Origin of the sequence: Pseudomonas chlororaphis, from assembly GCF_001921865.1 — a bacterium.
GTDB classification, from domain to species: domain Bacteria; phylum Pseudomonadota; class Gammaproteobacteria; order Pseudomonadales; family Pseudomonadaceae; genus Aquipseudomonas; species Aquipseudomonas chlororaphis_D.
In genome coordinates, this window is record NZ_MSCT01000019.1 from 585,679 (window position 1) to 597,672 (window position 11,994).

13 protein-coding genes are annotated in these 11,994 nt (G+C 63.9%); 6 read left to right on the forward strand and 7 right to left on the reverse strand.

All coding sequences use genetic code 11. The features are described from left to right. The first annotated feature begins 262 nt into the window (after positions 1-262). Complete coding sequence (locus BTN82_RS22905; protein ID WP_075121351.1) at positions 263-1,585, forward strand: MFS transporter; 1,323 nt, start codon at positions 263-265, stop codon at positions 1,583-1,585. Positions 1,586-1,732: 147 nt separating this feature from the next. On the opposite strand, the gene BTN82_RS22910 is transcribed toward BTN82_RS22905, so the two are convergent. Further along, on the reverse strand, positions 1,733-2,488 hold the full coding sequence (locus tag BTN82_RS22910) for a hypothetical protein (RefSeq protein WP_075121352.1): 756 nt from the start codon (positions 2,486-2,488) through the stop codon (positions 1,733-1,735). Between the two features lie 374 nt (positions 2,489-2,862). Between BTN82_RS22910 and BTN82_RS22915 the strand changes: the two genes are divergently transcribed. Together BTN82_RS22915 and BTN82_RS22920 are read left to right on the forward strand one after the other, a co-directional pair. Beyond that, positions 2,863-3,162, forward strand: a complete 300-nt coding sequence (locus tag BTN82_RS22915; RefSeq protein WP_075121353.1) for a hypothetical protein — start codon at positions 2,863-2,865, stop codon at positions 3,160-3,162. A gap of 142 nt (positions 3,163-3,304) precedes the next feature. Then, a complete protein-coding gene (locus BTN82_RS22920; RefSeq protein ID WP_075121354.1) occupies positions 3,305-3,934 on the forward strand; it encodes a flavin reductase family protein in 630 nt (209 codons plus the stop codon). A 26-nt stretch (positions 3,935-3,960) separates the two neighbouring features. Here the strand turns inward: BTN82_RS22920 and BTN82_RS22925 are convergent, their stop codons facing one another. Both BTN82_RS22925 and BTN82_RS22930 read right to left on the reverse strand, forming a co-directional pair. Further along, the gene (locus BTN82_RS22925) at positions 3,961-4,233 is read right to left on the reverse strand and encodes a hypothetical protein (protein WP_075121355.1); all 273 of its coding nucleotides are present in this window, start codon (positions 4,231-4,233) and stop codon (positions 3,961-3,963) included. Positions 4,234-4,242: 9 nt separating this feature from the next. Beyond that, on the reverse strand, positions 4,243-4,608 hold the full coding sequence (locus tag BTN82_RS22930) for an antibiotic biosynthesis monooxygenase family protein (RefSeq protein ID WP_075121356.1): 366 nt from the start codon (positions 4,606-4,608) through the stop codon (positions 4,243-4,245). Between the two features lie 330 nt (positions 4,609-4,938). Here BTN82_RS22930 and BTN82_RS22935 point away from each other — a divergent pair, with 330 nt between their 5' ends. Further along, entirely contained in the window at positions 4,939-5,868 is a 930-nt protein-coding gene (locus BTN82_RS22935) for an AraC family transcriptional regulator (RefSeq protein ID WP_075121357.1), read from the forward strand. 57 nt (positions 5,869-5,925) lie between these two features. Here BTN82_RS22935 and BTN82_RS22940 read toward each other — a convergent pair whose 3' ends face one another. Together BTN82_RS22940 and BTN82_RS22945 are read right to left on the reverse strand one after the other, a co-directional pair. Then, positions 5,926-7,374, reverse strand: coding sequence for an aldehyde dehydrogenase family protein (locus BTN82_RS22940; protein WP_075121358.1), 1,449 nt, complete (start codon positions 7,372-7,374; stop codon positions 5,926-5,928). Beyond that, the gene (locus BTN82_RS22945; protein WP_075121359.1) at positions 7,371-9,008 is read right to left on the reverse strand and encodes a 5-guanidino-2-oxopentanoate decarboxylase; all 1,638 of its coding nucleotides are present in this window, start codon (positions 9,006-9,008) and stop codon (positions 7,371-7,373) included. The genes BTN82_RS22940 and BTN82_RS22945 overlap by 4 nt, the downstream gene beginning before the upstream one ends. 153 nt (positions 9,009-9,161) lie before the next feature. Here BTN82_RS22945 and BTN82_RS22950 point away from each other — a divergent pair, with 153 nt between their 5' ends. Then, positions 9,162-10,049 carry a LysR substrate-binding domain-containing protein gene (locus BTN82_RS22950; RefSeq protein WP_075121360.1) on the forward strand — a complete coding sequence of 296 codons (888 nt, stop codon included), beginning with the start codon at positions 9,162-9,164 and terminating at the stop codon, positions 10,047-10,049. Positions 10,050-10,151: 102 nt separating this feature from the next. Here the strand turns inward: BTN82_RS22950 and BTN82_RS22955 are convergent, their stop codons facing one another. Next, a complete protein-coding gene (locus BTN82_RS22955; protein ID WP_075121361.1) occupies positions 10,152-10,766 on the reverse strand; it encodes an NAD(P)-dependent oxidoreductase in 615 nt (204 codons plus the stop codon). A gap of 76 nt (positions 10,767-10,842) precedes the next feature. Then, positions 10,843-11,727: an MBL fold metallo-hydrolase gene (locus tag BTN82_RS22960; RefSeq protein ID WP_075121362.1), complete on the reverse strand. Its 885-nt coding sequence runs from the start codon at positions 11,725-11,727 to the stop codon at positions 10,843-10,845. A 128-nt stretch (positions 11,728-11,855) separates the two neighbouring features. Here BTN82_RS22960 and BTN82_RS22965 point away from each other — a divergent pair. After that, positions 11,856-11,994 (forward strand): LysR family transcriptional regulator (locus BTN82_RS22965; protein ID WP_148169606.1); only part of this gene is annotated, 139 nt, incomplete at its 3' end.

Below are 11,994 nucleotides of genomic sequence, written 5' to 3' on the forward strand. Positions count from 1 at the left end.
GGCCCTATCGCGAGCAAGCTCGCTCCTACAGGAATCCGCAAGCGTCTGTAGGAGCGAGCTTGCTCGCGATGACGTTCTCACCAACATCACCGCCATCGGCAATTTTCCGCTCACCACCTTTCGCCCATGAGCGGATTTCCGCTCATAAAAATCCCCAGCCCCTTCTAAACCGGGCCTCTTCCCGCTGGCACAGCTCCTGCTATAGCCCTGGCAGGCTGCGCTTCGGCGCGCTCCACAAAAACAATTAAATGAAGGATCCGTCATGGATAACTCACAAACCCTGCCTCTTGGGTCGGCAGCCGCGCCTGCCACGGAAAAGACCACCGCCAGCCGCCTGAAATCGATCTTCAGCGGTTCGGTCGGCAACATGGTCGAGTGGTACGACTGGTACGTCTACGCCGCCTTCTCGCTGTACTTCGCCAAAGTCTTCTTCCCCAAGGGCGACACCACCGCACAACTTCTGAACACCGCCGCGATCTTCGCCGTGGGCTTTTTGATGCGTCCGATCGGCGGCTGGCTGATGGGGCTCTACGCCGACCGCAAGGGCCGCAAGGCCGCGTTGATGGCCTCGGTGCTGCTGATGTGCTTCGGCTCCCTGATCATCGCCCTGACGCCCGGTTATGAAACCATCGGCGTCGGCGCGCCGATCCTGCTGGTGCTCGCGCGCCTGATGCAGGGCCTGTCGGTGGGCGGCGAATACGGCACCTCGGCCACTTACCTGAGCGAGATGGCGACCAAGGAACGTCGCGGCTTCTTCTCCAGCTTCCAGTACGTGACCCTGATCTCCGGCCAGCTCATCGCCCTGGCGGTGCTGATCGTCTTGCAGAACGTGCTGACCACCGAAGAACTGCAATCCTGGGGCTGGCGGATTCCGTTCGGCATCGGCGCGCTGTGCGCGGTCGTGGCGCTGTACCTGCGACGCGGCATGGAAGAAACCGAGTCCTTCACCAAGAAGAAGGAAAAGCCGAAAGAAAGCCTGATGCGTACCCTGCTGCGCCATCCGAAGGAGTTGATGACCGTGGTCGGCCTGACCATGGGCGGCACCCTGGCCTTCTACACCTACACCACCTACATGCAGAAATACCTGGTGAACACCGTCGGCATGAGCATCTCCGACTCCACCACTATTTCCGCGGCGACACTGTTCCTGTTCATGTGCCTGCAACCGGTGGTCGGCGCGCTGTCGGACAAGATCGGCCGACGCCCGATCCTGATCGCCTTCGGTATCCTCGGTACGATTTTCACTGTGCCGATCCTCACCACCCTGCACACCGTCCAGAGCTGGTGGGGCGCGTTCTTCCTGATCATGGCGGCGCTGATCATTGTCAGCGGCTATACCTCGATCAACGCGGTGGTCAAGGCCGAGCTGTTCCCCACCGAGATCCGCGCCCTGGGCGTGGGCCTGCCTTATGCGCTGACCGTGTCGATCTTCGGCGGCACCGCCGAATACATCGCCCTGTGGTTCAAGAGCATCGGCATGGAAACCGGTTACTACTGGTACGTCACCGCCTGTATCGCCGTGTCCTTGCTGGTCTACATCACCATGAAAGACACACGCAAACACTCGCGGATCGAGACTGACTGACACCCCCCAAAAAAGCGCCAGGGTGCAAGGCCCTGGCGCTGTGGTGTCAGGTAAATCCCATCGTGAGCACGCTCGCTCCTACAGGGTTTACGTCTCATCTGTAGGTGCGAGCGTGCTCGCGATAGCCGCAACGCGGCGTTCAGATAATCAACCCAACTCCGCCGCCACTTGCCGATCGCCGCGCTGCTTGTAGTACGCCGCCCCGGCAATCATCACCAGCAGAATCCCCGCCAGGACCGCCGACGAACCGATGGTGCCGAAGTCCAGGCCGCCCTTTTCCAGAGGCTTGGTCAGGAAGTCGCCCAGGGTCGCGCCGAACGGCCGGGTCAGCACGAAGGCGATCCAGAACAGCAGCACCGAGGAGATCCGGGTGCAGTACTTGAGCGCGACGACCAGGGCAATGGTCGAGCCGATCAACAACGCGCCGCCGGCAAACCCCAGGCCCGAATCGTCCGCCAGGTAATCGCCGAGCGCCGTGCCCAGGGTGTTGGAAAACAGGATCGCCATCCAATAGAACATCTCGCCGCGCAAGGTCTGGATCCGGTTGACGTTGAGCGAGTCGCCGCTCAGGCGCCAGACCGCGAAGATCGCCAGCAGGATCGCAATCAGGATCATCGAGCCGGTGGCATAACCCAGGCCCAGGGTACGGTCCATGAAGTCCGACATGGTGGTACCGGCCGTGCTGGTGGAAAGAATCACGATCCAGTACAGCACCGGGTTGTAGGTCTTGGAAAACAGCTGGGTGACCAGGGTCACCAGGAACACGCTGATCAGGATCATGGAACTGACGGCGTACCCGACATTCAGGGTCATCGACAGCAAGTCACCGGCGGTTTCCCCCAGGGTCGTCGCGCAGATTTTCATGACCCAGAACGCCAGGGTGATCTGAGGGAGTTTATTCATTTGCTGCAGTGCTCCAGAGCTCGATTGAAGACGGTCCGTCTTGGACTTCTAGTCGCAGCGAAGGCTGAAGGGCAGGCAGTGAAAAATAGGTAAGTGGCGAATGAAAAAACCGTTGATCGTGTTTTTTTCAACGGTGCGATCAGGTTAATGATCGATTAATGCTCGCCCGACATTCTGCAGCCATCGAAATCGGTGACGACGCGTCGCCCACGGCAGCAGCGCAACGAGGCTTGCATGCAGTGGTTTCTGGTGCCAACAACATCGATTAAATCGATATTTTTAAGCATTTATTTGCGCTTTTTAATCAAATTAACTGGCGTAGTATCGCTTCCATACCCACTGCACAACACGCAAACGAACCTGGAGTGACCACCATGAACAGCAAACTGATCCTCGCCCTGACCCTTTCCGTACTGGCCGCCAACACCTTTGCCGCCGACGGTTATGACCGCACCGGCTCGGCCGCCTTCACCTCGGGCAGCTCGGCCAGCGCCAGCCTGGCTTCCGACGGTTTTGACCACACGGGTACCGCTGCCGCAGTCGCCGCCGATGGCTTCGACCGCACTGGCACCGCCGCTGCAATCGCCGCCGACGGTTTCGACCACACCGGGACTGCTGGCGCCATCGCTGCCGACGGTTTCGATAAAACCGGTACCGCCGAAGCCATCGGTTAACCCCTGGCGTCTTCCACAGCCCGGCTTCGGCCGGGCTTAGTTGTTTCTGGCCCGAGGCAAACCGGCCCCTTGGCGCTGGCATTCACGTTCAAGGGCTTGCACTATGGCGGCCTTTCCTTTTTGGTCCACGCAAGAGCCTGTCATGTCCGAAGACATTCATTACTACGAACCTGCCCAGGGCCACGGCCTGCCCCACGACCCGTTCAACGCGATCGTCGGTCCGCGGCCGATCGGCTGGATTTCCTCACAGGACCTGCAAGGCCGCCTGAACCTCGCGCCCTACAGTTTCTTCAACGCCTTCAACTACATCCCGCCGATCATCGGTTTCTCCAGCGTCGGGCGCAAAGACAGCCTGAACAACATCGAGCAGACCGGGGAGTTCGCCTGGAACCTCGCCACCCGCCCGTTGGCCGAGCAGATGAACCAGAGCTGCGCGGCGGTGCCCGCCGAGGTCGACGAGTTCGAGCTGGCCGGGCTGACGCCCGTGGCCTCGAAAGTCATCGCCGTGCCGCGGGTCGCCGAGAGCCCGGTGTCCTTCGAGTGCAAGGTCACGCAGATCATTCAGCTGCAACGCGCGGACCAGGAACCGGTGCCCAGTTGGCTGATCCTTGGCGAGGTGGTCGCCGTGCATATCGCCAAATGGTTGCTCAAGGACGGGATCTACGACACCGCCGCGGCAGAACCGATTCTGCGCGGCGGCGGGCCGGCGGATTATTTCCAGCTGGGGCCAGAGGCCTTGTTCAAGATGTTCCGCCCAGGGGCGGTCAGGTAGCGTTACAGAACGGACAGGGTCGCGGGTCAGGCCGTTTCCCAGGCCAGTTCGCCGTCCTCGCTCACGTCGATCAATTGCGCAAGCTTTTGCTCGGCAGCCTGGTCGGCGGCGTGGGCAGTCTTGAATGTCTGGTCGTGCAGAACCTTGTGAAAGCGCGGCGCCCCTGAACCACCCAGGGCCTTGACCGCGATGGCGGCGCTGTAGCCCCCTTCGCCTGGAACCACGGCGGAAACCGCTTCGTATGCTGCAAACTCTTTACGTGCCATGTTGCTGATCCTGGCCAATGGAAGGTCGGCCATTCTAAACCCTCAACTGGCCAGCTGGTGCAGCGGCGCCCGGTTCAATTGCGCGTATTCGCCTTCGGCCTGGGCGGCCGAAACATCACAGAAGGTATGGAAGTCCAGGCTATTGACCACCAGGTCCTGGACCAGCTCGGCGAAGATCGCCAGGACCGGCGAACAGAAATAATCGGTCATTGCCTGTTGGTTGCTCCAGAACCCGGACACCAGCCACAAGTCTGCATCGCACTGCGAACGCTGCAAGGCGAACTGCAGGCAACCGGTGGCCTGGCGGGACGGTTCGATCAGGCTGCTCAAGCGTGCACCCAACTCCGTTGAGCGACCGGCGCGGGCGCGAACAAAAGCCATATGGCTGACAGGAATTTGCGTGGACATGTGCGACTCTCCCTGGATAGTAGCGAGGCAGCCTTGGGACGGGCTGCGACAGGATCAAAGGTTAAGCGCCCGGCGTAACCGCCGTTAGTCGATTCCTGCCGGTGTTTTGCACAATCCTGCGAGCCTTGCCCGATGCCGCCGAGCCCGGCCCCGGCGGCCGGAAAAACCCACAACGTTGTTTCAAGCAAGTGACAGCCAGCGCCGGCGACTTGACGCGGTTCACGCGCACGCGCGCGGCAGAATCAGGCAAGATTCACGCAGGATTCGCCTACCCCTGGCGCTTGCACAAATTTAAGCTGTGGCCATTGTCATCGTCCCGGAGGAGCCTCCATGTCATCGCTTGAAACCCAGCAGCCGCCCCTGGATGCGGAAATGGAAAAACAGCGGGCGGAGCTGGCCGGGATCATTCGTCGCAACACAGACGAAGACGGTAGCTACGCCACGGCGATCCAGGCGCTGTTCGTCTCGCGCCACAGCCGCTCCCACGATTTCGCCCCGGTGCTGGCCCAGCCGGCGCTGTGCATCATGGCCCAGGGACGCAAGGAAGTGCGCCTGTGCGACGAGCAGTTCAACTACGACCCGCTCAACTACCTGGTGGTCTCGGTGTCCATGCCCCTGAGCGGACGCGTGGTCAATGTTTCTTCCGAGGAACCGATCCTCGCCCTGCGCCTGGACATCGACCCGGCGGAAATCAGTGCCCTGATCGCCGATGCCGGCCCGCTGGGCGTACCGAACCGCCCGACCGGACGCGGCCTGTATGTGGAACGCCTCGATACGCCGATGCTCGATGCGGTCCTGCGCCTGACCCGATTACTCGATACGCCCAAGGACATCGCCATGCTCGCGCCGTTGATCCGTCGGGAAATTCTCTACCGGTTGTTGCGCAGCCCCCAGGGGCACCGGCTGTATGAAATCGCCATCGCCAACAGCCAGAGCCATCGCGTCAGCCAGGCCATCAAATGGCTGAACGGCAACTACGAACAACCCTTGCGCATCGACGACCTGGCCCGCGAAGTGAACCTTAGCGTGTCCACCCTGCATCACCGTTTCAAGGCCATGACCGCCATGAGCCCCCTGCAATACCAGAAGCAACTGCGCTTGCAGGAAGCCCGGCGGCTGATGCTGGCCGAAGGGCTGGAAGCGTCCGCGGCCGGGTATCGGGTCGGCTATGAAAGCCCGTCGCAGTTCAGCCGCGAATACAGCCGGCTGTTCGGCGCCCCGCCACTGCGCGACATGGCGCGCCTGCGCCTGACCGTCTGACCCACTCCCATTACCTGTAGGAGCGAGCTTGCTCGCGCCTACAAGGTTGAAGTGATTTCAACGGGCGCGGATCACGTGCTTGATCTCCTGGAACGCCTGCAACCCCCAAGGGCCCAGCTCGCGACCGATGCTGCTCTGCTTGAAGCCGCCCCAGGCGGTCTGCGGGAAGATCACCTGCGGCGCGTTGATCCACACGAGCCCAGCCTGCAAGGCGTTGGCGACCCGTTCGGCGTTCTGCACATCGCCGCCGACCACACTGGCCACCAGGCCGAAGTCACTGTCATTGGCCAAAGCGATGGCTTCGTCCTCGCTGGCGAAACTGCGCACGCAGAGCACCGGACCAAAGATCTCCTCGCGCCACAGTGCACTGTCCAGGGGCACTTCGGTGAAGACCGTTGGCCGCAGGAAAAAGCCCCGCGGGCGATCCGCCGGGCGTTCGCCGCCGCATACCAACCGCGCGCCGACGCTCAGGCCACGATCGATATGGCCCAGCACCCGCTGGTATTGCGCCTGGTTGACCAGCGCGCCCATCTCCACCTCCGGGTCGAAGGGATCAGCCACGCGAATGGCCTCGGCCCGCGCCTTGAGGCGCAGGAGAAACTCGTCCGCCAGTTCGTCGGCGACCAGCACCCGGCTGGTGGCCGAGCACATCTGCCCGGCGTTGAAGAAACCGCCGCCGCAGGCCAGTTCGACCGCCAACTCGAGATCGGCATCGGCCAGCACCAGCAGCGACGACTTGCCGCCCAGCTCCAGGCTCACGCCCTTGACGGTTTCCGCCGCGCGCTGCATGACCTGGACCCCGACCGCATTGCTGCCGGTAAAGGAAATCTTCGCCACCCGCGGATCGGCCGCCAGCGGCGCGCCCACCGCCAGCCCGGTGCCGCAGACCAGGTTGAACACTCCCTTGGGCAAGCCGCTTGCGGCAATGATCGCGGCCAGTTCCAGCTCGGGCAGCGGCGTGACTTCCGAGGGTTTGAGCACCACGCTGCAACCGGCGGCCAGGGCCGGCGCGAGCTTCCAGGCGGTGGTGACCATCGGGAAGTTCCACGGCACGATCAGGCCGACCACGCCACAGGGCTCGCGGCGCACGCGGGCGCTGAAGTCGTCGCAGGGCAACGGCACGTCGCGATCCTGCGCGGCGTCCAGGCCTTCGGCCAGGCCGGCGTAGTACTCGAAGGTGGCGATCACGTCGTCGAGATCGATGGCCGCCTCGAATTGCGGCTTGCCGTTGTTGCTCGACTGCAAGTGCATCAGGCGCTCGCGGCGCTCGGCGACCCCGGCGGCGATCCGCCGCAGCACCGCGCCACGTTCGGCGCCGCTGCTGGCGGACCACTGGGCAAGCCCGGCCTGGGCGGCGCTCACCGCCTGCTCGACACTGCGCCGGTCGCCACCGCTGACCAGCGCCAGCGGTTCTTCGGTCGAGGGGTTGGTCACTGGCAGCAACTCAGTGCCGGCACGCCACAGGCCGTCGATGTACAAACCGTTGATCAAGGTTGCCTGGCTCATGCCTGCACCGCCTGCATCCAGCGGGCCTGGTCGATCTCGATCAGGGTCGGGCCCTGGCGATCGCTGGCCGCGCGCAGCGCCTGGCGCAATCCGTCGACGCTGTCGATGGCCTCGGCGGCGCAGCCCAGGGCCCTGGCCACGCCAATGAAGTCCGGCGTGTAGATGTCCACGCCCACCGGCTCGATGGCGCGGTTGACCATGTACTTCTTGATCTCCTCGTAGCCCTGGTTATTCCACAGCAACACGATGACCGGCGTGCGCGCTTCCACCGCGCTGGCCAGCTCCGGCAAGGTGAATTGCAGGCCGCCGTCGCCGATCAGGCACGCCACCGGCCGCCGGGCATTGCGCTCGGAAGCACCGCCCAACCAGGCGCCGATCGCCGCCGGCAAGGCATAACCCAGGGTGCCGTAGCCGGTCGAGGCATTGAACCAGCGGCGCGGACGCTCGGGGTTGAAGGTCAAGTTGCCGCTGTACACCGGCTGCGTGGAATCGCCGACGATGACGATCTCCGGCAGCTCGTCCACCACCGTTTCCAGGAACAGCGTCTGCGCCCGGGTCGGCGCATCCCACTGGCTGTCCAGCACGCTGCGCAAGGCACCGGCCCGGGTCGCGCCCCAGGTCGTGTCGCGCGCGGCCAGCGGCTGTTTGGCCAGCTCGGCGAGCAAGGCTTCGGTGGCGCTGTGGGCGTCGGCCACCAGCGCTACTTTCGGCGGATAGTTGCGCACGGTCTGGTCGGGGTCGATGTCAATGCGCAGCAAGGTGCCGGGGATCTCGAAGCCGCCAGCGAAAGTCACGTCGTAGTCGGTTTCCGCCAGCTCGGTGCCGATGGCCAGGACCACGTCGGCCTCGGCCACTAGGGCGCGGGTCGCCACCAGTGACTGGGTCGAACCGATCAGCAGCGGATGCCGGGAGGGCAGCATGCCCTTGGCGTTGATGGTCAGGGCCACAGGCGCTTGCAGCAGTTCGGCGAGACGGGTCAGGGACGCCGCGGCCTCGATCGCACCGCCGCCGGCAAGAATCAGCGGACGCCGGGCACCGGCCAGCCATTGGCTCATCCGCGTGATCGCGGCGGGCGCGGCGCCGGCGCGGGCGACGTTTACCGGCTCGCTGGCGAGCAGTTCGTCGGCCTCTTCCACCAGGACATCGAGGGGGATTTCAATGTGCACCGGGCGCGGCCGGCCGGCCTGGAACAGGGCAAAGGCGCGGGCCAGCACCACCGGCAGTTCGGCCGCGGACATCAGGGTATGGGAGAACGCCGCCACGCCGCCCACCAGCGCGCTCTGGTTCGGCAACTCATGCAGCTTGCCGCGCCCGCCGCCAAGCTGGCTGCGCGACTGCACGCTGGAGATCACCAGCATCGGAATCGAGTCGGCGTAGGCCTGGCCCATGGCGGTGGTGATGTTGGTCATGCCCGGGCCGGTGATGATGAAACACACCCCCGGCTTGCCGCTGGTGCGGGCATAACCGTCGGCCATGAAGCCGGCACCTTGCTCATGCCGCGGCGTGACGTGCTCGATGCTCGAACGGGCCAGCCCGCGATACAACTCGACGGTGTGCACCCCCGGAATGCCGAACACCTGCTCGACCCCATAACCTTCGAGTAACTTGACCAGTACTTCGCCGCACGTCGCCATGTCTTGCCCTTCTTGTTCGCTTGAGACGGTATGCCCGGACGGCCGGTGTGTGGCCAGGCACGGGGAAGGCGTCATTGGAACGGGCCGCGTGTAGCGGGAACAATGGATAAAAAGTCATACTAGCCATGTCCTCACGTCATGCCTTGGCTCCCCATGAAACGCCTCCCGCCCTTGCCCGCTTTGCATACTTTTCTGATCACCGCGCAGTGCTGCAACTTCACCCGCGCGGCCGAGCAGCTGCACATTACCCAAGGCGCGGTGAGCCGGCAGATCGCCGGGCTGGAAAGCCATCTGGGCTATGCGCTGTTCCAGCGCCAGGCGCGCGGCCTGAGCCTGACCGCCGAGGGACGGGAATGGCTGCCACGGGTGGAACAGGTATTCGGGCTGATCAGCGCGGCGGTGGAACAGGTCGGCATGACCCGCGACACCCTGCAACTCAAGGCGTCCACCTGTGTGATGCGCTGGTTGTTGCCGCGCCTGCTGCAATGGCAGAAAGAACGTCCGGACGTACCGGTGCGCCTGACGACCACGGTGCAACACGGGGTGGATTTCGGCCGGGAGCAGTTCGATGCCGCGGTGATCTACGGCGCCCCGCCGCCCTCCACCCTCGGCGCCTATCACCTGTTCGACGAACAACTGACGCCGGTGTGCTCGCGGGCTTTGCTGGAGGGGCCGATAGCGCTCAAGCATCCGTCAGACCTGCAGCACCACATGCTGCTGCATCCGACCCTCGATACGCATGACTGGACGACCTGGCTGAAGGCCTCGGGAACCGTGTTGAACACCATCGGCAAGGGCCAGCATTTCGAGACCCTGGACCTGGCGATGTCGGTCGCCTCCCAGGGGGCGGGCGTGGCGCTCGGCGACTGGGCATTGATTGGCGAAGACCTGAGCGCCGGGCGGCTGGTCACGCCATTTGACTTGAAGGTGCGAACCGGGCTGGGCTACTACCTGGTCCACCCCGAAGGCTCGCCGCCTTCACCGCCCTTGCAGGCATTGCTGGACTGGCTGGTGGAACAGGCCCAGACACGCCCTTTGTAGCCGCTGCCGAAGGCTGCGCAAGGTCCGCAGGACCTCCGGCGATCTCAAGAACGGCGCCCGCTTCGCGGTCGTACGCAGCCTGCGGCAGCGGCTACAGGTGGATCAGTAACCGACGGTGAAACGCTGGCGGGAATGTTTCGGCGATTCCAGTTCGTCGATCAGGGCGATGGCGTAGTCGGCGAAGGTGATCCAGCTCTTGCCTTCGGCACTCACCAGCAGATGGTCCTGGCCCAGGCGGAAGGTGCCGCGGCGCTCGCCTTCGACGAACTCCGCCGACGGCGACAGGAAGGTCCAGTCCAGGTCCTGCTCCTGACGCAACGCATCGAGGAACAGACTGCCAGCGCTGGCCTCAGGTTTGTACTCGTCCGGAAAACCCGGCGCGTCGATCACCCGGCTGCCGTCGGGCAACAGCAGCGAACCGGCGCCGCCCACCACCAGCAGGCGCTTGACCCCGGCACGCTTCACCGGGTCGATCACCGCCTTGGCCGGGATGGTGGAAAAGTGCGCCGCGCTGATCACCGCATCGTGACCGGCGACCGCCGCCTGCAACGCCGCGCCGTCCAGCACGTCGACCGCCTTGCTGGTCACACCGGCACGGTTGCCGATTTTCGCCGGGTTGCGGGCAATCGCGGTCACGCTATGGCCGCGACGCAGGGCTTCTTCCAGCAGTTGGCTACCGGCACGTCCGGTGGCGCCAATGATTGCAATCTTGCTCATGACAGTTCTCCAGTTTCGGTAAGTGACACAAAGCCTTGCAGGGGGAGCCCCCGCGCCAGGCGCGGGGGCAGTCGAATCACCACTTCATCTCGCCCTTGGCGACCTTGGCGCTCAACTCCAGGGAGCTTTCCTCGCCCAGGTCCGGGTAGCGTTTTTTCATCGCGGCGATCAGTTCCGCGGAGTCCTTGGCCTTGGCGGTTTCTTCATCGAAGGCCTTGATGTAATCGGCAGTGAAATGCACGGCGGCCAGGGAGCGGGCGCTTTCGCCCAGGTAATGGCCCGGCACCACGGTCTTGGGTTTCAGCGCGGCGATGGTGTCCAGGGTGGTCAGCCAGTCCTTGTGGGATTGCGCGGTCTGGGTGTCGGCCATCCATACATGAATGTTTTCCGCTACCACCACGCCACCGACGACTGCCTTGATCGACGGAATCCAAACGAAGGTGCGATCAGGCTGCTTGCCGTCCAGGCCGATGATGTCCAGCTTCTGCCCTTCCAGGGTCAGGCTGTCGCCCTTGAGCACGTCCGGCACGATGGTCTTGGCCGGCACGTCGGCGCCCATTTTCGGGCCCCAGAACGCGACTTTGCCTTCGACCGTGGCCTTGATGTGCTCGACGGTCGGCTGCGATGCCACGACCTTGGCCTTGGGGAACGCCTGGGTCAGGGTGTCCAGGCCGAAGTAGTAGTCCGGGTCACCGTGGCTGATATAGATAGTGGTCAGGCGCTTGCCGCTGGCGCGGATCTTTTCCACCAGTTGCTGGGCCTGGGATTTGCCGAACTGTGCGTCCACCAGGATCGCGTCCTGTTTGCCGCTGACCAGTACCGAGGTCACCGGGAAGATCGCCGCGGCGCCCGGGTTGTACACGTCCAGTTTCAGGGCTGGCTGGGCGGCTGCGGCGTGGGCGGCGAAACCCAGGGTGGCGGTGGCCAGCAACAGGCGCTTGAGTGAGGTGAATCCGATCATGTGCAGCTCCGGTGTCTGTAGGCCCTAGGTGGCCATGGCTCAGTGAAGGTGAGCAGAAGCTTAGTTGCCGCACTCATTACAAAAAATGCGATGCTTGGACATAGTTTGTTTCTGAAAGCGGGCAAATCATGGATCGTCTTCAAGCAATGCGGGTCTTCGTCACTGTGGTCGACCTGGGCAGCCAGTCGGCCGCCGCCGATCACCTGGACCTCTCGCGGCCGGTGGTTTCACGCTATCTGGCGGAGCTGGAGGACTGGGTCGGCGCCC